The 25388-nt window shown below is 43.0% G+C and carries 21 protein-coding genes and 1 riboswitch; of the genes, 17 read left to right on the top strand and 4 right to left on the bottom strand.

The genetic code is table 11. The features are described from left to right. Nucleotides 1-35: 35 nt before the first annotated feature. Nucleotides 36-1028, bottom strand: coding sequence for an ABC transporter substrate-binding protein (locus tag BUB11_RS23510; RefSeq protein WP_242947716.1), 993 nt, complete (start codon nucleotides 1026-1028; stop codon nucleotides 36-38). Nucleotides 1029-1282: 254 nt separating this feature from the next. Continuing rightward, nucleotides 1283-1469: riboswitch (cobalamin riboswitch) on the bottom strand. 172 nt (nucleotides 1470-1641) lie between these two features. Between BUB11_RS23510 and BUB11_RS23505 the strand changes: the two genes are divergently transcribed. From BUB11_RS23505 to splB, 3 genes are all read left to right on the top strand, one after another. Continuing rightward, nucleotides 1642-1932: a phasin family protein gene (locus BUB11_RS23505; protein WP_073032740.1), complete on the top strand. Its 291-nt coding sequence runs from the start codon at nucleotides 1642-1644 to the stop codon at nucleotides 1930-1932. Nucleotides 1933-2103: 171 nt separating this feature from the next. After that, on the top strand, nucleotides 2104-3783 hold the full coding sequence (locus BUB11_RS23500) for an ABC1 kinase family protein (RefSeq protein WP_073032738.1): 1680 nt from the start codon (nucleotides 2104-2106) through the stop codon (nucleotides 3781-3783). A 36-nt stretch (nucleotides 3784-3819) separates the two neighbouring features. Continuing rightward, nucleotides 3820-4863, top strand: a complete 1044-nt coding sequence (gene splB, locus BUB11_RS23495) for a spore photoproduct lyase (protein WP_073032736.1) — start codon at nucleotides 3820-3822, stop codon at nucleotides 4861-4863. Here splB and BUB11_RS23490 read toward each other — a convergent pair. The 3 genes from BUB11_RS23490 to BUB11_RS23480 are packed head-to-tail and all read right to left on the bottom strand — an operon-like array spanning nucleotide 4860 to nucleotide 7695. Next, nucleotides 4860-5549, bottom strand: coding sequence for a LutC/YkgG family protein (locus tag BUB11_RS23490; protein ID WP_073032734.1), 690 nt, complete (start codon nucleotides 5547-5549; stop codon nucleotides 4860-4862). The genes splB and BUB11_RS23490 overlap by 4 nt on opposite strands. A 5-nt stretch (nucleotides 5550-5554) precedes the next feature. Further along, nucleotides 5555-6970 carry a LutB/LldF family L-lactate oxidation iron-sulfur protein gene (locus BUB11_RS23485; RefSeq protein WP_073032732.1) on the bottom strand — a complete coding sequence of 472 codons (1416 nt, stop codon included), beginning with the start codon at nucleotides 6968-6970 and terminating at the stop codon, nucleotides 5555-5557. Next, complete coding sequence (locus BUB11_RS23480) at nucleotides 6967-7695, bottom strand: (Fe-S)-binding protein (protein ID WP_073032731.1); 729 nt, start codon at nucleotides 7693-7695, stop codon at nucleotides 6967-6969. The genes BUB11_RS23485 and BUB11_RS23480 overlap by 4 nt, the downstream gene beginning before the upstream one ends. Before the next feature lie 743 nt (nucleotides 7696-8438). Between BUB11_RS23480 and fadR the strand changes: the two genes are divergently transcribed. The 14 genes from fadR (at nucleotide 8439) to hutP (ending at nucleotide 25352) form a co-directional block, all read left to right on the top strand. Continuing rightward, complete coding sequence (gene fadR, locus BUB11_RS23475; protein WP_073032730.1) at nucleotides 8439-9026, top strand: fatty acid metabolism transcriptional regulator FadR; 588 nt, start codon at nucleotides 8439-8441, stop codon at nucleotides 9024-9026. A gap of 52 nt (nucleotides 9027-9078) precedes the next feature. Beyond that, entirely contained in the window at nucleotides 9079-11466 is a 2388-nt protein-coding gene (locus BUB11_RS23470; RefSeq protein WP_073032729.1) for a 3-hydroxyacyl-CoA dehydrogenase/enoyl-CoA hydratase family protein, read from the top strand. 12 nt (nucleotides 11467-11478) lie between these two features. Further along, nucleotides 11479-12636, top strand: a complete 1158-nt coding sequence (locus tag BUB11_RS23465; RefSeq protein ID WP_073032728.1) for a thiolase family protein — start codon at nucleotides 11479-11481, stop codon at nucleotides 12634-12636. A 106-nt stretch (nucleotides 12637-12742) separates the two neighbouring features. After that, nucleotides 12743-13399: a hypothetical protein gene (locus BUB11_RS23460; protein WP_073032727.1), complete on the top strand. Its 657-nt coding sequence runs from the start codon at nucleotides 12743-12745 to the stop codon at nucleotides 13397-13399. A gap of 137 nt (nucleotides 13400-13536) precedes the next feature. Next, entirely contained in the window at nucleotides 13537-15309 is a 1773-nt protein-coding gene (locus tag BUB11_RS23455; RefSeq protein ID WP_073032726.1) for an acyl-CoA dehydrogenase family protein, read from the top strand. A gap of 162 nt (nucleotides 15310-15471) precedes the next feature. Then, nucleotides 15472-16371 (top strand): MBL fold metallo-hydrolase, encoded by a 900-nt coding sequence (locus BUB11_RS23450; RefSeq protein WP_084110502.1) that lies wholly within the window; start codon nucleotides 15472-15474, stop codon nucleotides 16369-16371. Between the two features lie 49 nt (nucleotides 16372-16420). After that, the gene (locus BUB11_RS23445; RefSeq protein WP_073032725.1) at nucleotides 16421-17716 is read left to right on the top strand and encodes a methyl-accepting chemotaxis protein; all 1296 of its coding nucleotides are present in this window, start codon (nucleotides 16421-16423) and stop codon (nucleotides 17714-17716) included. An 87-nt stretch (nucleotides 17717-17803) separates the two neighbouring features. Next, a complete protein-coding gene (locus tag BUB11_RS23440; RefSeq protein ID WP_073032724.1) occupies nucleotides 17804-18298 on the top strand; it encodes a spore coat protein in 495 nt (164 codons plus the stop codon). Between the two features lie 385 nt (nucleotides 18299-18683). Next, on the top strand, nucleotides 18684-19253 hold the full coding sequence (gene dhaS / locus BUB11_RS23435) for a dihydroxyacetone kinase transcriptional activator DhaS (protein WP_073032723.1): 570 nt from the start codon (nucleotides 18684-18686) through the stop codon (nucleotides 19251-19253). A gap of 264 nt (nucleotides 19254-19517) precedes the next feature. After that, nucleotides 19518-21092, top strand: a complete 1575-nt coding sequence (locus BUB11_RS23430; protein ID WP_073032722.1) for an oleate hydratase — start codon at nucleotides 19518-19520, stop codon at nucleotides 21090-21092. A gap of 297 nt (nucleotides 21093-21389) precedes the next feature. Beyond that, nucleotides 21390-21815, top strand: coding sequence for an ArsR/SmtB family transcription factor (locus BUB11_RS23425; RefSeq protein ID WP_073032720.1), 426 nt, complete (start codon nucleotides 21390-21392; stop codon nucleotides 21813-21815). A gap of 90 nt (nucleotides 21816-21905) precedes the next feature. After that, nucleotides 21906-24056: a heavy metal translocating P-type ATPase gene (locus BUB11_RS23420; RefSeq protein ID WP_073032719.1), complete on the top strand. Its 2151-nt coding sequence runs from the start codon at nucleotides 21906-21908 to the stop codon at nucleotides 24054-24056. 145 nt (nucleotides 24057-24201) lie between these two features. Further along, entirely contained in the window at nucleotides 24202-24732 is a 531-nt protein-coding gene (locus tag BUB11_RS23415; protein WP_084110504.1) for a methyltransferase family protein, read from the top strand. A gap of 179 nt (nucleotides 24733-24911) precedes the next feature. Next, nucleotides 24912-25352: a histidine utilization transcription antiterminator HutP gene (gene hutP / locus BUB11_RS23410; RefSeq protein ID WP_073032717.1), complete on the top strand. Its 441-nt coding sequence runs from the start codon at nucleotides 24912-24914 to the stop codon at nucleotides 25350-25352. Nucleotides 25353-25388 lie beyond the last annotated feature (36 nt).

Genomic DNA, 25388 nt, shown 5'->3' with positions numbered 1-25388 from the left:
TAGAGTGAATTGAAGAAAAAGTCGGCGAAATAAGGTTATTGAAAAAGGTCAGGATACAATGCTTTTGCAATGGACTCTAATCCATCTACAATTCTCGGTCCGGGTCGAGTTACCATGTTACTATCCAAGCCTATTACACGTTTGTTTTTTACGGCATCTATGTTTTGCCAGCCATTACGAGCTATAATGTTTGCGACAGCATCTTTTTGATAATAATCATAGGTCTCGAAAATGACTTGCGGATTTTTGGTAATGACTTGTTCGCTATTATACTGTCCCCAACCTTGGACATCATCAGCAATATTGATTCCTCCAGCCTTGGTCAGCAATTCATTAAGAAAGGTTCCTTGACCTGGGGTGAAGAGGTTATCATCGACTTCAGTCCAGACCTTTAAACGATCGGCACTATTAATTTTTGATACCGTTTTAACAATAGCTTGTTCTTTTTCCTTCATAGCAGAAACAAGCTGGTTTGCTTGTTTTTGTGTATTTGTAAGTTGTCCGAAGGTCTCGATGGTAAGATAGGTAGCCTCAAGGGTTTGGGGATTAACGGTGATAACGGGGACTTTCAGATTGCGGATTGCTTCAATGCTCTTAGGATCATGGCCCATTAACCCCAAAACTATGAGGTCAGGGTTTAATTTTAAAATCTGCTCCACATTAGGGTTCAGGCTGTCTTGGAAAACATACTCTGCCTGTTTTTGAACGTCCACAGGATAGTCATCCCATTTCGTCACAGCCACAACGTTTTCTTCCAATCCTAGAGCGAAGAGGGTCTCAGTTGCGGAGGGAACCATGGATACGATCCGTTTTGGTTGAGAGGATATGGTCACATTATTCCCAGAATCGTCTTTGACGGTCAGGGGATAAGTTGTTTCAGTTGATGGGTCTGCCTGAGGGACGTCGGATTGTGGGTTAGACTTTGGTGGTGTAATCCCGCATCCTGTGACCAAAGCGAGAGAGAATATTAGGATCAGGAGTGTGAGTATTTTATTCTTGAGCATGGTTTCCGCCCTTTCCTTTGGCATTTATCAATTCCGAGTCACCCACTTTTTGCAAGTGGGTGTTCCTTATTCTACTTCGGTGACGATAGCCTCCACCGGAGACTATCGAACTGGAGACTTACGTCACCGAAGTCTCGATGTTCAGCTTTAGCTGAACGAGTTCACTCTGACGAATAAACAAAAACCCCATTATCGCTTATGATAAAGGGGTTTTAATCATGGTGCTTAACTGCGTTATACGCATATAGCGCCTAATCCCTTTCCTCGAAGGATATAAGCCGTTTTGATAAAAATAGGCAGGTCTCCTGGCTTAGGGCTTTGTAGTTCCACGCCTTCCCATCATTTGACAGTGGCCTATTTGTGGAATACTTCCATTTACAGTGGCGGGACCGCGTCGGTTTTTCCGAACTTCCCTTTTCATCCTTCTTAAAGCTTAAGAAAGGAACCTATTCATCATACGATATTATATTATCTATATTCTAGTCTATTTTCAGTCAATAGCCAAGAGTATTTAGGCACTGAATAAATAAGTTTAACTGTTTTTGTAAACAATCATTAGTGTAACTAAGATACTACGAGTTATAATGATACAAGGGTTCATAAATATGGTACAAGTTGGATAAAGGAGGAGATCGTTTTGAAAGACCTTATCAAAAAAGGGTTGTCCCTGGGGTTAGGTTTAGCGGTGGTGAGTAAGGAACAAATTGAAAAGCTTGTTGACGAATTAGTTAAAAAGGGTGAAGTGTCTACTGCAGAATCTAAGGACCTCATTAATGAATTGTTAGAGAAAGGGGAAGCTGAGCAGAAACAGATGAATGCCCGAATTCATGAACAATTAGAAAAAGTCCTCAGAGACCTGAATGTTCCGAGTAAAGCGGATTTTGAGCGATTAGAAAAAAGAATTCAGGAACTGGAAAACAAGCAATAGAACAGCTTAAAGCAAATCGAGGATACTAAAACGGGGCCTGAAATAAAATTCAGGCCCTCAATATAGCAGATCTTTAAATAGTTAGTAAGCTAACGTAAAGGTAAAGTATCAGGAGCGTTAGTTGAACTTTGAATCTGAATCACGAACCTCGAATAAAGGGGACGAATTCTTATGATTGGCAAAAGAATACGCCATATTAAACGGTATCGAGATGTCGCTAAAGTCTTAGCTCACCACGGCTTTGGTTTTTTTGTGGAGGAGATGGGACTTTTACATATGCTTTCTCTGCCTAAACGACTTTTTACGGATACTGAAGAGATGGACCCTATGTCGGTTGGGGAGCGGATACGCTCAGTGATTGAGGAATTGGGTCCTACATATATTAAGATCGGGCAGATTGCCAGTACTCGTGCGGATATCTTCCCGCAAGAAATTCTTTGTGAACTGGAAAAACTGCAAGAAAACGTACCTTCCTTCTCTTTTGAAGAAGTGACTGAGATTATTGAGGAAGAACTTGGTTCCCCTCTTGAGGAGATCTTTTCTTCGTTTGATAAAAAAGTGATTGCAGCGGCCTCTATTGGTCAGGTTCATCGTGCCCAACTGCGTGCCACGGGAGAACTGGTTGCTGTTAAGGTACAGCGTCCTCGGATAAAAGCTATGATAGAAACTGATTTAGAAATCCTGTTGGATTTAGCCGCTTTGGCTGAAAACCGTATGAAACGAATGGAACGTCTTCAATTGTGCGATGTTGTCGAAGAGTTTGCCAAGTCGCTTCGTAATGAATTGGATTATACTATTGAAGGCAGAAATGCGGAGAAAATAGCAAAGCAGTTTAAGAATGATAAGTTGGTTCACATTCCTTCGATTTATTGGGATTACTCCACTCGAAAAGTATTAACCATGGAGTTTGTTGAAGGTTTGAGGCTGAATCAGTTTGAAGCTCTTGAGAAAAATGGATACGACCATAAAGTAATAGCAGAACAACTTGTTCGAGCGCTCTTCCATCAGATATTAATCGAAGGCTTTTTTCATGCTGACCCCCATCCCGGAAACATCTTTCTTTTACGGGGTGGCGTGATTTCCTTTATCGACTTTGGTATGGTTGGCAGACTTACATTAGATATGAAACATAATTTCGCTTCCTTAATTATCGCTATGATGCGTCAGAACACTGAGAGTATGATTAAAGCGGTTTTACGAATAGGGATAGTTCCTGAGGATGTCAATCTATCCCTGTTAGGTAATGATGTCGATGAATTACGAGAAAAGTATATGGATGTTCCTATGAGCCGGATCAGTCTTGGTGAGGCGATTAGCGACCTTTTTGAAGTTGCCTTCCGTCATCAGATACGCATTCCCTCAGATTTTACCATGGTGGCCAAGTGCTTATTGATTTTAGAAGGAATTGTGGAAAAGCTAGATCCCAATTTGAGTATTATGGATATGGCAGAACCCTTTGGAATTCAACTCCTTAAGGAACGTTACAAACCAAGTACCATTGCGGGCAGGCTATGGCATAATGTCTCGGATTATGGTGATCTTTTAGTCGATCTTCCTAAACAAATGAAAGATTTAATGGGGAATTTAGTACGAGGGCGTATTCGCATAGAAGTCAGTGTTCCGGAGCTGGATATTTTCCTTAGGAAGTTGGATCGTATCACAAATCAGATATCCTTTAGTATTGTTTTACTTTCCTTTAGTATCGTTATGGCGGGAATCATTGTTGCTTCGGCTTTAGGTCAGCAGCCTATTATGTTTTGGCATATCTCCGTTATTGAGATTGGAGCAGGGATGGCTGGTCTGATGTTGCTTTGGCTGTTTATCTCTATTTTTAAATCGGGAAAGTTTTAGTCAATCTTAGGGTAACCTACTCCTGAGGTGAACAAAATGTCATTAGAATTTATTCCAACTCGAGTATTTTATGAGCCAAGTGCTCTTGATTATCCCTTAGGAAAAACCTTAGTGGAGAAATTTTGTCAGATGGGGATATCGGCAAGTCCCACTTCTTCCCATAATCGGATTACAGGAATTCCAGGAAATACTGCAACAACTCAGTATCGGGAAGCCAAGCGGACATTGGTGATCGGGGTGCGTCGCAGTGGAACATTTCAATCGTGCAAACCGTCTGCTCATTATCAGTTGCCACTTGTCACGAGTTGCCCAGGCATGTGTGAATACTGCTATTTAGCCACCACATTAGGGAAGAAACCCTATGTGCGGATTTATGTCAATCTGGAAGAGATTTTAGGTATAGCTTCAAAATTGATTCTAGAGCGACTTCCGGAAATTACTCAGTTTGAAGGGGCTGCAACTTCAGATCCGGTTCCGGTGGAGAGATACTCTGGGGCCTTGAAGCAGGCCATCGAATTTTTTGGACGTGAGACCAACGGGCGTTTTCGCTTTGTCACCAAGTTCACAGAGGTAGATGGTCTGCTCGAGGCTAAACATGAAGGGCATACTCGGTTTCGCTTTAGTTTGAATTGTTCTGAGGTGGTAAAAAAATATGAACATGGAACTCCCTCTCCGGAAGAACGTATTATTGCCTCAGGGAAAGTCCTGAAAGCCGGGTATCCTTTAGGCTTTATTATTGCTCCCATTTTTCGGTTTGAAGGATGGCAAGATGCGTATCGCAGGCTTTTGGAGCGCACCTCAGAAGAATTGGTAAAAAGGGCTCCGTCCGGTTGGTCCTCAGAGCAATTAACCTTGGAATTTATCTCTCATCGCTTTACTTCGAGAGCAAAAACTAATATTTTAGGAGTTTTTCCGAACTCCTCCTTACCCATGGAAGAGGCTGAGCGAAAATTTAAGTACGGGCAGTTTGGTTACGGAAAATACATCTACCAACCGGAAGAACTATTGGAAATGAAAGAATTTTTCTTAAAGGAAGCTAAGGGTTATTTTCCCTTAGCACAGGTGGAGTATTTTATCTAATTGTCTGTCACGACAACATATACTTCAATAGGGCCGTGAACCCCGATGGATAGATCCATTTCTATATCGGATGTTCGGCTGGGGCCCGATATCATCTCTATGGCCGCTGGGGGAGTTCCTAACGCTGAGATTTCTTCGAGGACTTCGAAGAGGTTGTTCCGAATCTTTGTGGTCTCAATAAAGGCGAGATGACGAGGGGGGAGCAGACTTACAGCCCGTCCTCTCAAGGGATCACTATTCATTACGATTGTACCGGAAAGCGCGATTCCCAAATCAGAACTTGTAATGCCAAGTTCCGCATGAGCAGCGATGGAATAACGGTCGCGAGGGTCTAAGGATGATTGAGTATAGCGGGTGAGGGGCCAGTTTAATGTGGAAAAGGCTGACTCAGCAATTGAGGGGAGCATATCCCAAGCAATGAGGGCTTGAGGATTATCTTTAAACCAAGTGACAGGCAGGTCTCCAAACCATTCTTTGAGGCATTGGAGCATATCGTTGTCAGATTTTACTATAGCCCCTTTGCCCCCTAAGGCTTGCCAATTTTGCAAGAAGATAGAGGCTCGTTCTTCTGTGTTGGATAAACGGTATTGGGGAACAGATATCTCAACCGGAGGAGGAGTTTCAATGGGGGTGGGACGACCTAGTTTGGATGCCAGGTGATTGATAAATTCATTAGTATTGGTCATTGCTCTCACCTCTTATTATTTAAATCAGCCCAAATTTGCATAAAGGGTTTGGGGGCAACCATGGGAAGGGTGCGGCTCTTGGTCCAGTTGGAAAGTGGCGCTGGACCGCCAGTGATCCGATGATTTCGCACGAATGGCCACTGCAAATGAGCGCCTAATCGGAGTGCTCTGCGCAAGGTTTTCTCACGAGTGAAGAGGTAGCGATAGGCTTTGAAGATCTGTTGCTCAACTTGAGGAGTGTGTCCGCTTTGAGTTTTACGCATTCTAAGTTTTACTAAGAGATCGTGGAGAGGGATACGGACAGGACAGCCCTCGGTACAAGCCCCACAAAGTGAGGAGAAGTAGGGGAGGTGACCCCATTTTTTCCAATCTTTCTCCAATAAGGGAGTGATCACAGATCCGATTGGGCCAGAATATACAGAGCCGTAGGCATGTCCTCCAAGTTGGCGGTAGACTGGGCATACGTTGAAACATGCTCCACAGCGAATACAGTTTAAAGCTGTGCGGAATAGCTTATCTCCTAGAATTTCTGAGCGGTTATGATCCAGGATTACAAGGTGATATTCTTCCGGGCCATCTGAATCGGCGGATTTCTTAGGAGGGGTGAGAATGGTTGTGTAACTTGAGAGCCGTTGCCCTGTCGCACTCCGGGCGAGTAAATTTAACATAATGTCGAGTTCCCGAAATGAGGGGACAATACGCTCCATGCCCATGAGAGTAATCTGGACTCGGGGCAAAGTACTTACCATTCGTCCGTTTCCTTCGTTGGTTACCATGACGATGCTTCCCGTATTTGCTACAGCGAAATTGCACCCAGTGATTCCGATATCCCCTCGGAGAAATTGTTCCCGCATTTGAATCCGGACGAAACGGGTAAGAGTCGGGGTGTCAGAGCTTAAGGCGTGACCAGCGATTGGTTCGAATAAATCCGCAACTTGCTGGCGTGTTTTATGCATTGCTGGAACAATGATATGAGAAGGGGGCTCACCGGCAATTTGGATGATATATTCCCCAAGGTCTGTTTCGACGGCGGCGGCACCATCCTCCTCTAAGGCGTGATTAAGGTGAATTTCTTCAGAGATCATGGATTTAGATTTCAATACATTTTTTGCGTCATGCTCACGAACAATGTTACGGACGATGCCTACAGCGTCAGCTGGGGTTTTGGCCAGATGAACGTGCACTCCTCGTTTTTCCATTTGCTCAATTAGTTGGTGTAAATAAAAATCCAAGTTAGCAATTACATGTTTGCGGATAGTTTCTCCGGCGTTACGCCATTCTTCCCAATTTCCCAGTTCGTCAGATGCTTTGTACTTGTTATTCCGTAAACGATCAGTAGCCCTGCGAGTCGCTTGGCGTAAGAAGTTATCGGCTAGGGCCTTATCAACGCGTTGATCGGTGGTTAGGTTGTACATGGTCATGATTTCATTCCCTCCCCCAGCAACTGTATGATATGCATAGTTTTCACGGGTTTATTAATCTTTTCTAAGTAGCCGGAAATATTCATAAGGCAACCCATATCGAGTCCGAGGAGTATATCTGCACCAGACGCAAGAACATGCTCTGCTTTTTCGGCGACCATTGCCTCAGAAATCTTAGGCATTTTCACAGAGAACGTTCCACCAAACCCACAACAAAGTTGGGCCTCGGGCAGGGGGAGAAGTTCGAGTCCCTTCACGTGTTGAAGCAATTTCAGGGGAGCTTCCCCAATCCCTAGAAGCCGTGTGGCGTGGCAGGAAGGATGATAGGTAGCTTTTGCTTTGTAGTGAGCCCCCAGATCAGGCTTCTTCAATACATCAACGACAAATTGGGTAAATTCATAGCTCTTTTGAATGAGATCTTCTGCTTTTTTCAGGTAAACAGGCTCCTTCTCAAATAAGGTAGGGTAATAGTGATGAATCATCGCTATGCACGAGCCGCTTGGACCTACAACTACTTCGCTGCGTTCAAAGGAATTGATAAGTGTCCGGGCAACTTCTCGAGCATCATCAACGTAACCGGAATTAAAGGCAATTTGGCCGCAACAGACTTGCCCTTCGGGAACGTCGACAGTATGCCCTAAGTGTTTTAATATTTTCGCCATTGTCAGATCCACTTCCGGATAAAAGGCATTAGTTAGGCAGGTTGCAAAGAGAGAAACCTTCATAAACACCATCCTTTTGAAAATCTCTATATCTATGGGGGAATTGTCTTAGTATTTCCTCATCAATTGTATTTTGATGCGGGCAGGGTGTTTATATATGCAAAAAGAGAAGCTATTAGCCTTTCAGCGCTTTAGCTTCTCTTTTTTTCTGTATATGGACGTCTCTTCTCGCCGTCACGGCATCTAGCCATTCATGGCGATGCTCTAACCTCGAACATCCTTGTTCGAGTCATGGCTACAGGGACACTTGGCCAATCCACACTGCAGGAGTATGAGTAATGAGTTGCAGTGTGGCAATAAGCTCGTCCGCTTATTGTCATGGCCGGCGGACTTAACCGAGAATTGGTACATTGGGTTCGTCGTACCAGATGGAGAGGACGGTGGCTGAGCCAGTGCTCTGAGTGATATTAAGCACCTTAATCCAACTGTTGTCATCTAACCATTGATTAACTTGGTTTTCTAAAATTCGGGAATCAGGGGAACTGAAAATCTTAACTTTCATCCTATTCGTCCTTTCAACTGGGTGATATTAATTGATTGAGGGGTATTTAATAGGAGTATTCCTCAACTTAATCATAAGGCAGACGTACTTATTGTCAAGATTCACAAATTTAATTTTGAAATTGGCACAAAGGTTCTGAAAAATCTATTTATTTTTTAACAAGGCTATGATATGATGAGCTTACTGAATGGTTATTCATTCATTGTCGAATTATTACTAATCTGAGAGGTGAGGTGCAGATTTCATGGACATGCAGCGCGAGGGTAAATTTCAACGGATTCTCGATGCTGCTATTGAAGCTTTTGCAGAATCCGGCTTTCATCAATGTCAGGTAAACAAGATTGCCCGCTTAGCGGGAGTTGCAGATGGCACCATTTACTTATACTTCAAAAGCAAAGAAGACATTCTCATACGCGTTTTTCAGGAACGAATGGGGGAGTTTATCGCAGGTGTGAGTCGTGAACTTTCACAGTGCAAGACGACAAAAGCGCGCTTACGGACGATTGTAGGAACACATTTTATTTTTATGGAACAAAACAGGTCAATTGCCATCGTGACTCAACTGGAGCTTAGGCAGTCCGAACCGCGTGTGCGGTTACCCATTAATGTTACTGTATTAGATTACTTTAACCTTATTGAGGGGGTGATCCAGCAAGGTATAGAGTGTGGAGAAGTTCCTAAGATCGATACACGAATAGCTCGTCAAATGATCTTCGGATCCTTAGATGAGGCCACAACCGATTGGGTGATGGCGCGGAGTCCGCGAACACTCAGCAGCGGAATAGAACCAATGTTAGCTTTGTTTGAGGGCGCACTTCGGTTAAGAAAATAACCGTAAGATATATAACGAGGTGCCGTTGAACCGAAACGAGAGGAGGATGGAAATGCAGATTCATAAAGTAGCGGTAATAGGGTCAGGCGTGATGGGGAGTACCATCGCTGCACACTTGGCCAATGCCGGAATCCCGAGCCTGTTGTTGGATATTATTCCTTCCAAACTGTCTGCTAAAGAAGAAGCAGCCGGATTGAAAATGGAGGATCGGAAGGTACGTAATAGTATAGCAGAAGGCAATAAGGTTAAGTTATTGAAAATGAATCCCGCCCCATTATTAGTTCCAGAATTCGCGGATCGCATTGAAGTTGGAAATCTAAGCGATGACTTAGGGCGTTTAAACGAAGTTGATTGGGTAATTGAGGTTGTCGTGGAACGTCTCGACATTAAGGTGGATCTTTTCAAGAAAATCGCTGCCCACGTCCGTCCAGGCACGATTGTCACTTCTAATACCTCTGGAATTTCCTTAAAAGCCATGGTAGAAGAGTTGCCGGAAAACTTTACTCGATATTTCCTCGGAACCCATTTCTTTAATCCCCCGCGTTACATGAAACTCTTAGAAATTATCCCTGGCCCTAATACCGACCCGGAAATTATAACATTCCTATCCGAGTTTGGTGAGAGAGTCTTGGGTAAAGGAGTTGTCCTAGCGAAAGATACACCAAATTTCATTGCTAATCGTATTGGCGTGTTTGGTTTAGCTGTAACGCTTCAGGAAATGTTGCGTTCTGGCTTGACCGTGGATGAGGTAGATGCTCTCACTGGACCGGTGATGGGACGTCCAAAGAGCGCTTCCTTTAGAACGGTTGATCTTGTCGGTTTAGATACCTTTATTCATACAGCTAATACTGTTGCAGTTGGGGTGCCTGCCGAAAAAGAGAATTTTACATTACCTGAATTCATGCAAACAATGCTGGCTAATGGCTGGCTTGGAGATAAAACAAAGCAAGGATTCTACAAGAAATCTAAAGGACCTCAAGGCAAAGTCATTGAAGTTCTCGATCCGCATTCGATGACTTATGTTCCGAAAAAAAGTGTGAAATTTGCTTCTCTCGATAAAGCAAAAGCTGCAGGCGGCCTGACCGAAAAGATTCGCACCTTAGTAAATGGTAAAGATCTTGGGGCAGAGTTTGCTTGGAATGTATTAAAGCCTGTCTTGCTGTATGCAGCGACGATCTCCAAGGATATTGCGGATAACATTTCCGGAATCGACGAAGGGATGCGCTGGGGCTTTAACTGGCAAATGGGGCCGTTTGAAATTTGGGATGCTCTTGGAGTCAAAACAATAGCAGATCGTGTGGTCGCAGAAGGTGGAACCCTGCCTCCTCTAGTCGAAGAATTGCTGGCTAAAGGGAATGGGCGTTTTTATCAAAAGAGCGAGTCCGGAGAAGTCTCTTATTTCGAAGCAGGAGAATATCACAAAAAAGCAGTAAGTCCCTATGAGTTTTCGCTTAAGCAAGCTCACAAAGATGGAAAGAAAATCTTGGGCAATGCCGGAGCAAGTCTTATTGACCTGGGGGATGGAGTAGCCTGCTTGGAATTCCACTCTCCGAGCAATTCTATTGGTGCCGATATTTTAACCATGATTCATAAGTCGTTGGCAGAAGTTGAGAAAAACTATCTGGGAATGGTCATTGGGAATCAAGGCAAGAATTTCTGCGTAGGCGCAAACCTAATGCAAATTCTCTTAGAAGCTGAAGAAGAAAACTGGGATGATCTCGATTACATGGTTCGTCAATTCCAAAATGGAACCATGGCATTGAAATTTGCTAAAAAGCCTGTCGTAGCGGCTCCCTTCGGTATGACTCTGGGGGGCGGAGCGGAAGTTTGCTTGCACTCCCATGCTATTCAAGCTTCAGCAGAAACTTACATGGGTCTGGTTGAAGTCGGAGTTGGCTTAATTCCTGGCGGCGGAGGAACCAAGGAAATGGCCATACGGGCTATGGAAGGAATTCTCCCAGGCGTGCAAGTCTCTCCTGATTACTTCTTTGCCAAACGGTTTGAAATCGTGGCCATGGCTCAGGTTTCAACAAGCGCAGAAAAAGCGCGTCAGCTTGGATTCTTACGTGCCCATGATCGCTACAGCATGAATCCGGACCACATTATATTGGACGCCAAGACGCGAGTCATTGACTTAGCTCGTAACTTCCGACCCAATTTACCAACGAAATACAAAATTGGTGGGGTCGGCGTTCGTGCAACCTTAGAAATAGCTCTGCATGGAATGCGTGAAGGAAATTATATTTCAGAGCATGACCAGCATATAGGCAAGAAAATTGCTTTTGCAATGACCGGCGGAGATCGTCCGGCAGGAATGCTCGTGGATGAGCAATATCTCTTAGACCTGGAACGTGAAGCCTTTATGAGCTTAGTTGGCGAACCAAAGACTCAGGATCGTATTCGTCACATGCTCGCCAAAGGCAAGCCATTACGGAATTAGGGGGGGAAAAGAATGCAAGAAGCCTTCATTATAGACTCGAAGAGGACAGCCATAGGTAAAGCAATTAAAGGTTCCTTGGCACTTGTACGTCCAGATGACTTGGGCGCTTATGTAATACAAGATATTTTAAAAAGAGTACCGTCACTTAATCAAACAGAGATCGATGATTGCATCATTGGTTGCTCCTTTCCTGAAGGGGAGCAAGGGATGAATATGGCCAAAATAATGACTCAGCGCGCGGGCCTGCCGATTGATGTCCCTGGCGTAACAATCAATCGCTTCTGCTCATCAGGTTTGCAAGCGATTTCTATGGCAGCTGACCGAATTCGCTTAGGCGAAGCAGATGTGATGATTGCCGGAGGAGCAGAGAGCATGTCTGCGGTTCCACTTGGCGGTATGAAACCTGCACCAAATCCTTACTTGGCAGAGCATTCCCCACTGGCTTATGTTTCAATGGGGATTACTGCTGAGAATGTTGCCAAGAAATACGAAATAACCCGTGAACAACAAGATGCCTTTGCAGCTTCTAGTCATCAAAAGGCTTGGGCTGCTCAAAGCAGCGGGCGTTTTGATGATGAAATAGTACCGGTTCCGTTGCCCATGTATGGAAAGCCCGGTGAAAAGTGGTTCACCAAAGATGAAGGGATTCGTGCGGAGACCACTGCAGAGTCGCTTGCGAAATTAAGGACAGCATTTAAGGCAGGTGGTACAGTGACGGCTGGGAACTCATCCCAGACCAGTGACGGTGCAGCCATGAGCCTACTTATGTCAGAACAAAAAATGAAAGCGCTTGGGCTGAAACCTATAGCCGTATGGCGCGGATTTGCAGTGGCTGGTGTAGAACCGGAATTGATGGGTATTGGTCCGATTAAGGCGATTCCTAAGGTGTTAAAACAAGTTGGATTGACCCTTGACCAAATCGATTTGTTTGAATTAAATGAGGCTTTTGCATCTCAATCCCTGGCAATCCTTAAGACGCTGGACATAGATCCGTCTAAGGTGAACGTGAATGGGGGAGCTATTGCCTTCGGACACCCGCTCGGTTGTACTGGTGCTAAGCTTACCGCTACACTCTTAAGTGAAATGACTAAGCGGAAGTTGAAGTATGGTATGGTGACCATGTGCATCGGAGGCGGGATGGGCGCTGCTGGAGTTTACGAGTTATTATAATTTGGGGTCTGTGAAAGTCAGGGGAAATTGCCCGTTCACCCACGTTCCCGTTCACTGGCTCGCTGGATGCTGAAGGAATTTCGCCAACCTCTGGGTAGCGCGAGATGTGAACCTGGGCGAAATTGGCCCTTCAGCATCGGAACTCGCTTTAGCGAGAACTCCCACGAATGGGTTCACTATGCAATTGTCCCCTTTCTTTCTGGTCGACGGGGCTGGAGACGGGGGGGACGTTGGGACGGTTCTAGAGTTCATCTTTGGGGTCTGTGAAAGTCAGGGGAAATTGCCCGTTCACCCACGTTTCCGTTCACTGGCTCGTAGGATGCTGAAGGAATTTCGCCAACCTCTGGGTAGCGCAGGATGTGAACCTGGGCGAAATTGGCCCTTCAGCATCGGAACTCGCTTTATCGTGAACTCCCACGAATGGGTTCACTATGCAATTGTCCCCTTTCTTTCTGGTCGACGGGGGCTGGGGATGGGGGGACGTAGGGACGGTTCTAGAGTTCGTTTTGGGTCGTGTGAAAGTCAGGGGAAATTGCCCGTTCACCCACGTTCCCGTTCCCTGGCTCGTTGGATGCTGAAGGAATTTCGCCAACCTCTGGGCGGCGCAGGATGTGAACCTGGGCGAAATTGGCCCTTCAGCATCGGCACTCGCTTTAACGTGAACTCCCACGAATGGGTTCACTATGCAATTGTCCCCTTTCTTTCTGGTCGACTGGGGCTGGGAACGGGGGGACGTATGGAACCGTATGGAACGTGTGGGTAGAGATGTAGGTTTGGAAAGAAAAGAGAAGATACAAGAGTGCAGAGTCGAAAGTAATGGGTTCAATGTTATAGCGTTCGAAACTGAACGTCTCTATACGAACCTCGAACTTTGCATCTCGATAATGAGGAGGATATATTATGGAATTAGAATTACGCGGAGGCGGATTTTTGCTGGCTGAAGTTTCTCCGGATCAGGTATATGTTCGTGAGGAGTTAAATGAGGATCATAAGCAGCTTAAGAGGATGGCCCATAATTTTATGTCAAAAGAAGTTGCTCCGAAGATAGAAGAAATGGAAGAGCAACAAGAAGGTGTTGTTCGGGAATTTATGCGCCAAGCCGGAGAATTGGGATTACTGGGGTTGGAAATTCCTGAGGAGTTTGAAGGATTAGCTCTGGATAAAGCTTCAACTGTAGTAGTGGGTGAAGAAGTTCCCCGCGGTGGATCCTTTGCAGTTGCCTATGCAGCACATACAGGGATTGGGACCTTGCCAATCGTTTATTTTGGTACACCTGAGCAAAAGGCTAAATATCTGCCAGGGCTTGGCAACGGCACTAAAGTTGCTGCTTACTGCTTAACTGAGCCTGGCTCAGGATCAGATGCTTTGGGCGCGAAATCCACAGCTGTTCTTAATGCAGAGGGTACTCATTATATCCTTAATGGAACCAAACAATTTATCACTAACGCTGGCTTCGCGGATGTTTTCCTGGTTTATGCTAAAGTTGATGGGAAAATGACCAATTTCATCGTTGAACGAGAAACACCGGGTCTTTCATTTGGACCTGAAGAACAAAAGATGGGGATTAAAGGATCTTCTACTCGCCAGGTTATCTTGGAAGATGTTATGGTTCCTGTAGAAAATGTAGTCGGTGAGCTTGGAAGAGGACACGTTGTTGCCTTTAACATCCTGAATGTTGGCCGTTTTAAATTGGCCGCTGGGGCAATCGGCAGTGTCCAAGTTGTCTTGGAAACTGCTTTAAAGTATGCTTCCGAGCGTAAACAATTTGGAGAATCGCTCAATACGTTTGGGGCGATTCAACATAAAATTGCAGAAATTGCCACCAAGACATATATGGCTGAAAGTGTTGTTTATCGTACAGCCGGTCTTATGGAGAGTGGCTTCCATGGACTTGATCTGACTGGTGATTGCCGTAAAGAAGCCGGTAAGGCTTTAGAGGAGTACGCTATTGAATGTTCCCTTAATAAGGTCTACGCTTCTGAAGTTTTGGATTTTGCCGTAGATGAAGGGGTTCAGATTCATGGCGGTTACGGATTTATTAAAGAATATCCGATTGAACGTATGTATAGGGACTCCCGCATCAATCGTCTGTTTGAAGGAACGAATGAGATCAACCGTCTGCTTGTGCCGGGAACACTCCTGAAAAGGGCTATGACTGGTGAACTTCCATTGCTTCAAGCAGCTCAAGCTGTCAGCAAAGATCTGGTCTCCATTGGAATGGGCGGCGATGCGGAAGGGTTAGAAGCACTTAACCAAATGACACAGAAAGCAAAGAAATTATGCTTAATGGCTGCAGGATTGGCAGCTCAAAACTTGGGTATGGCTTTGAAAGATAATCAATTTGTTTTAACAGGTATGGCAGAGATGGTCCTCCAAGTCTACGCTATGGAAAGTGGCGTTCTTCGTGCGCAGAAAGTTCAAAACATGAATGTTTCCGACGAGCATAAAGCATTCGTTGAGAAAGCCGCAACCTTAGGAGCTTATGCAGCATTTAATATTCTTGAGCAACAGGCTAAAGAAGTACTTTGTGCAGTAGAGAAAGGGGATTCTCTCAGTACTGTTCTAGCAGGAATGCGCAAGCTTGTCCGCAGGCCGAATGTCGATATGATCGGAATGCGTCAGGAAATTGCTAAATATATTATTGAGAAAGAGTGTTATCCAGTAAACTACTAAAGTAAAAAAAGAGACCTAAATAACTGTGACTACAACAAAAAGGCCATCGTCTGTTAACGACATGGCCTTTTATTAATCAATTATTCTTTACTTATTTAATTGTACTTTATTATAGATATAACAAGGGTGAATACTCATTCATTTCTGGGAGGGGTTTTATATATGATTGACATACAGGAAGTATCTAATAATGTTTATATGCTGAAAATTCCTGTCCCCATCAATGTGGAAGCAGTTAACTTATACCTATTTGATGGAGAAATTCCTACCTTATTAGATACAGGAACTAATACCCCGGAAGTAATCGAAGCAGTTCATGAAGGAATGAAAAAGGTAGGGATAAAAAGGCTGGAACAGGTCCTGGTTTCGCACTGGCATGTTGACCATTCAGGAGCAGCAAATACTTTTGCTCAAGAAGGAGCAAAAGTATTTATAGGATCACGGGATTACCAAGAGTGGACAAGTTTTGTACATGGGCAAGCCTTCTCCAGTCTTAATCAATGGGCAACCCAAGAATGGGGTGTGCCAGAAATGGAAATCCCAGGAATGCTAAAGATATATAAACGACTGCAATACTTAACAGCCTTACCTGATCAGGTCACATTAATCGAACCAGAACAGACTGTTATGGCAGGAGATAATCTGTTGCGTGCTATTCCGACACCAGGTCATACGGCAGGACATCTCTCTTTTTATAATGAGAAAGATTCTTTACTCTTTTCCGGAGATATGTTGCTCCCAGATGAGATTCCCTATCCGGGCATCTGGGAAGAAGAGGGGCATGTGATGAGCGGCATGCCGAGTTATCTAGAAAGTTTAAATAGAATTGAGGCCCTGCAGACCAAGATGTATTTACCGGGGCATGGTTTACCAAGTGAAAATTTAATTGCACGATGTCAAGAAATTAGAGAGAAATTGTATCATCAGAAGACTAAGCATCGTCCAGCTGAGAGCGTTTATTTGAGCGCCTCAAAGGGCAATCAAAAGATCCATCCGGGAGTACTTTTTATACAATTACACTATATTTATGGATGGGAGCAGTTAAAAAGCCGGGTAGGCTGACCTTGTGATTCAACAAGTATATTGGGGCCATGAGAAGGGAGGCATTTAAATGGAAGTTAGGGATGGGACTTTTGAAGAAAAGAAGCAAACGATCAGTTTGGTCAAGTATATAAGTCAAACATTATTGACGGTTATTCCTATGGTAGCAGCAATGGGACTTGTAATTATTTATGTCATGGAACTTGATCGGTCACATTCGATTTCTTTATTTCTTTTGTTTTTACTATCAGGCATCCTAACAGGGATTTTTACTTCCTTAAAAAAGTATGTGAGCTTTCTAAAACCCATCTATATGATGCAAGAAAGAATTGTTAAGGTAGCTCAAGGGGATTTAACACAAAGAATCAGTGTTTTAAAAAAGAGCGATGTCGCAGAATTAGCGCAGGCATTCAACCATATGATGGATAACTTTGGAGGTATTATAAGGGAGATAGGCATGATGTCGAAGGCCTGGGTTGTTTCGGCGGAAGAATTATCAGCAAGCTCTGAGGAGGTAACGGCTACGAACAGCAGTGTCGCTGATTATACTTCTCATATGGCCTCAGAGACCCGAGATCAGGCGCGAATACAGCAACAGATGAAGGTTATGGTTACAGAACTTGAAAAAGCCTCTCAAATGATCGCTGAAAGAGCTCAATCTGTTTCCCTCGAAGCGGTAAAATCCGAAAAACATTCGAATGATGGGTTAGCCAAGCTTTCCTTCATCGTAACCACTATGGAAGAAACAAATAGAGCAGTGAACAAATCTGTGCAGTTAATTGAGGAACTTGCTGAGCAATCGAATCGCATTGGTTCGATCACAGAAACGATTGCCCAAGTAGCAAGACAAACTAATCTTTTGGCGCTTAATGCTGCAATTGAAGCTGCACGAGCTGGGGAACATGGAAAGGGTTTTGCCGTAGTCGCCGATGAAATTCGTATACTGGCAGAAAATGTAGCCTCTTCAACACGAGATGTTACGGAAATAACGACTCTTATTCAACAGAGCGTTCATCATGCAGTTCAAGGAATGATGCTGACAGATGCTAAAGTCAAAGAAAGTGTGGCAACGATTCATGAGGCTCAAGAAGCTTTAACTGTTATTACAGATTCGACTAAGGATGTTTCTAGCAATATTTCTGATATAGCCGCCTCAAGCGAGCAAATGCTTGGAAGTATGGAAGAAATAAACCTCTATGTAGATAGAGTTAAGCAGGTTTCTGATGAGTCGGTGATAAAAGCTGAAACTATCGAGGGGTCAACTAAGGAAGTCGCGGCATCTATGCAAATTGTTGCAACAACAGCCCAATCTCTAGCTCAAAACGCTAGTCAGCTTCAGAATGCAGTCGATAGATTTAAGATATAGGGCCCTGTAAAATCAAATCGATAAAGGCATGCATAGAATCGAGAATAATGAAAACAATATAAAGCAGAAATAAGGAGGTGCTTTATATTGCCAATTCAATTATCACAAAAGGAAAAAACGCTTTTGATGGACCAAAGAACTCACGAGGAGACCTGTGTCGATAAATACACTAAATATGCTAATCAAGCTCAAGATGCTCAATTGAAACAGCTCTTTAATTCTTATTCAGCACAGGAGCAAGAACACCTGAATACGATCAATCAGTTATTAATCGGACAAGTGCCTAGTATGGGGGGGCAACAAGGGCAAGGTCAACAAGCTCAGGGCCAACAGCAAACCGCTGGAAATCAAGCCCAAACGACCTCGACAGTTCAAGGAAATTATAACCAAGAAGATGCTAAACTCTGTAAAGACATGTTAATGACAGAAAAATATGTATCAGGTGCCTATGATACTGCGGTGTTTGAATTTAGGGATACTAATGTACGACAAGTACTCAATCATATTCAAAAAGAAGAACAGCAACATGGCGAAGGAATTTTTCAATATATGCAAAGCCAAGGTATGTATCAAGTACAGTAGATCTCGGCTTAGCTATACACATCGATTCTTAAGTGGCGTAAGTCTCCGGTGGAGGCTTACGCTAAATCCCTGAGACATTGATGAGTGTTAAGAAGGAATAATTAGAAAAAAAGCCATTGATTCATCTTGTGATGAATCAATGGCTTTTTTTCTAAACCTTTATACCACTTTGATTATACCGGGAATGACAGCGTCCCGAAGATACATTCTACCTAATAAGATAAAAGTTTCATATTTTAAAAGATCCTAAAATTAGCAAAAGTAAAGGGGAACATAGCCAGGAAGACTACTTGATTATGCTATAATTGAGATGTACTAATCGCTATCTCTTTTGCAAGTCATAGGCGAGTGTGGCTAAATATACTTATAAAAAGGTGGAAGAAGAATGCCAAGGTCATCATTGACCAAAAAAGCGCTGGCAACCTCTTTAAAGCGTTTGATGGAAAAGGTCCCCCTGAACAAGATTACGGTTCAAGAAATTGTTGATGATTGCGAGCTTAATCGTCAAACCTTCTACTATCATTTTCAGGATATTTTTGATTTGTTAGGTTGGATCTATACAACAGAAGCGGTAGAGAGTATAGCCAACTACAAGACTTATACGACTTGGGAGGATGGGTTTTTAAAAATCTTCCTTTATATCGAGAAGAATAAGGCTTTTTGCCTAAATACCTTAAAATCTTTAGGACGAGATCATCTAGACTCCTTTCTACATTCGGTTTCGTTTGAATTACTAATGGGTGTGGTCAATGAAGTATCTAAAGACATGAAGGTTAAGGACGAGGATAAGAAGTTCATAGCAGATTTCTATACACTGGCTTTTATCGGGTTGGTGATTCAATGGATGAAAACAGATATGAGGGAAAAACCTGAAGTTATCGTAGAAAAACTAAGCGAACTGGTGGAGGGGAATTTTGCCAGCGCACTAAAACGATACGAAAAAAGCAGTAATTAGTTATAACAAAGATGGTGATTTAATCAGAACCTATAGACTTGACACTTGAGAGAGTGTTTTCGTCTGTAGGTTTTTTTTTGAATTTGTTTTAAGCATTTGCACGTTTTCTTTAGAACTAATATAAAAAACTATACAAATTCTTTGCAATGTAAAAAAATTAAACACTTCGAGTATTATGTTCATATTCATTTGGGTTTCAAAAGGTTATAAATAAAGTGTCGGATCGAAAGAAGATCAAAAACAAAATGATGGAGGTCAGGTATAATGAAATATGAAAAAGAACAGGTTTATTTTGTTGGTGGCGGGTTAGCTTCTCTGGCCGGTGCGGTTTATTTGATTCGGGATTGCGCTTTTCCGGGCAAGAATATTCATATTATCGAAGAAATGAAAATTATCGGCGGAAGCAATGATGGGGCTGGAGATTCCGAGCAGGGATATGTTATTCGCGGCGGAAGAATGCTCAATGACGAAACTTATGAGAACACTTGGGAGTTATTAAGTTCTATACCCTCTCTGGATGATGCAAATCGATCGGTGAGAACCGAAATTTTGGAATTCGACAGGGCACATCCGACTCATGCTAAGGCTCGGCTGGTTAACAAAGACGGTGAGATAGAAGATGTTATGTCAATGGGGTTTGATCTTAGTGATCGCCTAGCTATGGCCAAACTAATTATTACCCCTGAGGAAAAGATGGGTAAGGCGAGAATTAGTGATTGGTTTAGCAATCATTTCTTTGAGACCAACTTCTGGTATATGTGGGCGACTACCTTCGCTTTTCAACCTTGGCACAGTGCGGTCGAATTAAAACGCTATATGATTCGTTTTATGCATGAGTTCCCAAGGATTCAGACTTTAGAAGGGGTCACGAGAACCCCGTATAATCAATATGATTCAATCATTCTGCCAATAAAAAAATATTTAGATCAGCACGAAGTTGATTTTGAAATGAAATGTACTGTGACAGATCTGGACTTTAAAGATTCAGATGGTATTACCGTAACTGCAATTCATTATACTAAAGACGATGTTACAGGATTGATCGAGCTTAATGAAGGAGACCGGGTTATCGTCACAAACGGATCCATGACGGATGGCTACAGCTTGGGGTCGATGACTGAAGTGCCTGTTCTGAACGGTAAGGGGAACTCTTGGAAATTGTGGGATACAATCGCTAAGAAAAAGCCGAGTTTAGGAAACCCAGCTTCTTTTGATAACGATATCGCCGGCTCAAAGTGGGAATCTTTCACAGTCACATGTCAAGATTCCGGATTCTTTGACTTGATGGAGGAATTTTCTCGTAATAAGGCGGGCTCAGGAGCTCTGGTTACCTTTAAAGATTCCAATTGGCTGATGTCTATCGTACTGGCCTATCAACCCCACTTTTTAAACCAGCCTGGAAAGGTCAAGGTGTTTTGGGGGTATGGGCTATATCCTGACAATGTTGGGAATTATGTTAAGAAAAAGATGAGTGAATGCACTGGTGAGGAGATTCTAACTGAGCTGCTATATCATCTGAAATTTGAGAACGATCATGAAGCGATCTTAAAATCAGCTATTTGTATACCTTGTATGATGCCATTTATCACGTCTCAATTCATGCCCAGAGCCATTGGAGACAGACCGCAAATCATTCCTGAAGGGTCGACCAATTTGGCCTTTGTCGGTCAATTTTGCGAAATACCGGATGATGTTGTCTTCACTGAAGAATACTCTATACGTTCGGCAAGGATTGCTGTCTACAAATTGTTTGGAATCAATAAGGAGATTAGTCCCATCAATCAGTATCAATATGATATTAGAAGTCTGTTTAGTGCTTTTATAACTTCCTACAGATAAAAATGCTATAAGTACTAATTGAATTCTGCAAAAAAAAGTTTCCATAAAAACTAGTTAAGCTGCTATTGCTCGATTTTTCATTGGGTTTTGGCAGCTTAATTTTATTTAATTTTCTAATCTCAGTGGTTATCAAATTCTTCAGGAACATATCATATGCGGTACTGTCTTTATTTTATGAAGAACATCCTGAAGTCTTAAAATTAATCTGAAATCCCGAGGTAAAAGGATTGATAAAAAATAGTTATTCGGTATAATATACATATGAACATATAATCATATATAAGGAGATGCTTTACCATGGCTAGAAATACGGAGGAACCGGAGAATCGCCTTTCGGAATCTAGAACACAGTCCTCAGATAGCCCAGTGTGTGAAATCTTATGTGTCCATACTGATTTGATCGAATCAGTTCGTAAAACACTCATCCCAGGGGGACAGGCCCATCATTTAGCTGATTTATTTAAGACTCTTGGAGATCCTACACGGGTACGAATCATGGACGCCTTAGCAAAAAACGAATTCTGTGTCTGTGACTTAGCGGAACTTTTGGGACTGAGTCAATCGGCTACCTCCCATCAATTGCGTGTTCTTCGGAGTGACAATCTTGTAAAGTATCGCAGGGAAGGAAAAATGGTTTATTACTCTTTAGATGACGACCACGTTATGGCACTTTACCGTGAAGGCCTGGAGCACATTTCAGAGGGGCGTAAGGAAACTTACTGACATTTGGCAGAGCGATATTTAAACTGTGACTTCGAACCTCGACATCGCAGCAGCTAACAATTTAAGATATTTGGTTTGGAGGAGAAAAGAATGAGTCTAGAACAACATAGTCAAGAACGGATTAAGTACCGTTTAGAAGGTTTAAGTTGTGCAAATTGTGCACTAAAAATTGAAAGAGCCTTTTGCTCTGAAGAAACGATTGGAGAAACCTCCTTAAATTTTGCTACCCAGACGGTCTATCTGCCTTTAACAGCCGTTGAGGTTGCCCAAGGTATTATTGATCGAATTGAGCCAGGCGTAATATTAAAACCAGTAAACCAACTAGGTAAGAGCCTGCAACAAGAGGAAAGCTCCGCAGATGGTCAGTGGCAAAAAATTCGTATGGTTGTTGCAAGCGTTTTGCTTGCTATAGGACTGCTATTACCAATACTTGGGTTCAATCTCTTTTGGGTCTTAGAATATGCGATTTTTTTAACCGCTTACGTTCTGGTCGGATATGAAGTTTTATATACAGCCCTGAGAAATATTACTAAAGGGGCATTGTTTGATGAAAATTTCCTGATGTCTATAGGCACGATCGGAGCAATTGCCATTAATCAATTGCCGGAAGCAGTTGGGGTTATGTTGTTTTATACAGTTGGCGAGTATATTCAGGACTTGGCGGTGAACCGTTCTCGACACTCAATCCAAGCCCTAATGGATATTAGGCCAGATTATGCAAACCTCGTTCATCAATTAGAGGTTCTCAAGGTCGCCCCTGAAGATGTTCAAGTTGGGCAAACAATTTTAGTTCGTCCGGGTGAAAAGGTTCCACTGGACGGGGAAGTTGTTCAAGGTTCATCATTTGTGGACACTTCAGCCTTGACTGGAGAATCAGTTCCAAGGAATATTGGAGCAGGAGATACGATTTTGTCTGGGATGGTCAATTCAAGTGGTGTGCTCACAGTTCGAGTTACTCGACCCTATGCTGAGTCTTCTGTGCAAAAAATCCTGGACCTTGTGGAAAACGCCAGCTCTCGTAAAGCACCCACAGAGAAGTTTATTACTACATTTTCTCGTTATTACACACCGGCAGTGGTGTTAATCGCTTTGGGAATTGCGGTAATTCCCCCCCTTCTTGGGGCAGGGTCGTTCAGTGAATGGATATATCGTGCCTTAACAATTCTTGTGATTTCCTGTCCTTGTGCCTTAGTAATCTCGGTTCCTTTAGGGTATTTTGGCGGTATCGGAGGAGCATCACGACAGGGTATTCTAGTTAAGGGGGCGAACTTCCTTGAAGCGCTGACCAAGGTTAAGACGGTTGTTTTTGATAAAACAGGGACGCTAACCCAAGGAGTCTTCCAAGTTGTAAAACTAAGCCCGGCGACAGGATATAGCTCTGAGTTTCTCATGGAGATTGCGGCGGCAGCGGAAATCCATTCCAGTCATCCAATTGCCCAATCGATTCGTGATAGTTACGGATTACCCCTTGAACCAGGGATCGTTGAGGACTACCAGGAAATAAGCGGAAAAGGAGTCCAAGCAAAAATCAAAGGGTATGACGTTTTAGTAGGAAAGGCCGTTCTATTGAAGGAAGCCGGTATTCGGATTCCCGATACTGAGAACTATGGGCAAGCTGGGACTCTAGTTCATATAGCGGTTTCAGGGGAATATGCGGGGTATATTCTTATTGCTGATCGTCTAAAGCTTGGGGCCAAGGAAACCATTCAAGCTTTAGAGAACTCAGGAATTAAAACTGTCATGTTGACAGGAGATCTTCAGGCGGTAGCCCAAAGCGTGGCGGATGATTTAGGGGTTTCAGAATTCCATGCGGATTTAATGCCCCAAGATAAGGTTGCTTGGTTAGAAAGTCTGATGGCCGAAAAAGGCAGTAATGAGAAGGTTATCTTTGTAGGGGACGGAATTAATGACGCTCCAGTTCTTACACGTGCAGATGTAGGAATAGCTATGGGTGGATTGGGATCAGATGCAGCAATCGAAGCCGCAGATGTGGTACTCATGGAAGACCAACCGGCAAAACTCCTTACTGCGATTAATATCGCTGGTTTTACAAAGAAGATCATTTGGCAGAACATTTTCTTTGCTTTAGGGATTAAACTAGGCTTTGTTTTCTTAGGAGCACTAGGAATTGCCACTATGTGGGAAGCGGTGTTTGCTGATGTTGGGGTAGCCCTTTTAGCAGTATTGAATGCAACTCGTGTGAGGCGGTATACCAGCCCTTCGCCAATTATTCACCCATAAACTTTTTGCGAAGTGGGTGAAGAGGCAATGTCATCTTTGATTAAACGAGTTCACTTTATGGAGGAATAAGCCTGTGTCGGATATAAAGAATAGTCTATCTTTACTCTTATTTCTAATATTTCTTTTCTCTTATTTGGCAAAATTAATGATTCTAAAGAAAAAGCATAAAATACAGGCCAATGTCCTCACAAAAGGTAAAACCGATTCTCAAATAAGAAGAACTGAAGTATTTGTAAAATCTACAACGTTTATATGGGGGGGAATGTGGTTTTTACTCTCCCTATTTGAACCTGCTATTTCTTCCTGGATCGTTCCTTTAGCTAGAAATGATTATTTGAGCGGTTTAGGAATTCTGATCATGGCATTGGGTTTACCAATTTTCATTGTGGCAATGATCTCGATGAAAACGTCTTGGCGTGTAGGTATTGATAAAAGTACCCAATCATCTCTTGTAACTGATGGAATCTATCAGTTAACAAGAAATCCTGCTTTTGTAGGATTTGACTTGATGTTTATCGGACTTTTTGTTACTTACCCCAACATTTTAACATTAGGTATAGCCGTCCTCAATATTTGGGCGATTCATCACTTAATAGTACAAGAAGAAAAGCATTTGAAAGAAACATTTCATGATGAGTATTTAAAATATTTCTATAATACAAGGAGATATGTCTAGGTCCAGATATGCCAGCCCCAGGGGTTTAAATTATTAACCCGAGTGAAAATTTTTGTTGAATGATGCGCGTTTCTCGTCTATGATAAGAGTAGGGTCAGCTGTACGATCAGGAAGTAATCGGAGGCTTGACATAGATAAAAGAGATAAAAGAAAAGTCACGTTTTAATTAGGGGGCAATTATGATACATTGTTCATCTATTGGCAAAACGGCCTTACTAATTGCGATGGCTGAAGGAAATGAAACTGACGACTATGTTTCGCGTGCTCGAGAAAAGGGCTTTGATGTCGTGACCGGTAAGGTTGGCTCTATGGATGTCCAAAAGATCATTGCGGCAGTTGAAACAGCAGCCAAACGCGGGGGGCTAACCGATGATAGTTATCGCTCGCAACATGCCCTTTATCATGCCATTCTTGATGCTCTGCAAGGGTTAGGACGGGGACCGCTTCAGCTGGGAAATATTTTACGCACAGTCGGACTACGCTTTGCAATTGTCAAAGGGCCGCGTATACTGGAGGATTTAGATGACCTCTGGATTGCTGTCAGCATGTACGGAATGATTGGTGCCCCTATTAAAGGGCATGAACATGAGGTTTGTGGTTTAGGAATAAACCATCTGTAAAAGGTTTGAACTTGCATTAACGTATTTATTTTAGAA

This window comes from Desulfosporosinus lacus DSM 15449 (assembly GCF_900129935.1).
GTDB classification, from domain to species: Bacteria; Bacillota; Desulfitobacteriia; order Desulfitobacteriales; family Desulfitobacteriaceae; genus Desulfosporosinus; species Desulfosporosinus lacus.
This window is presented reverse-complemented; position numbering and strand designations above follow the sequence as displayed.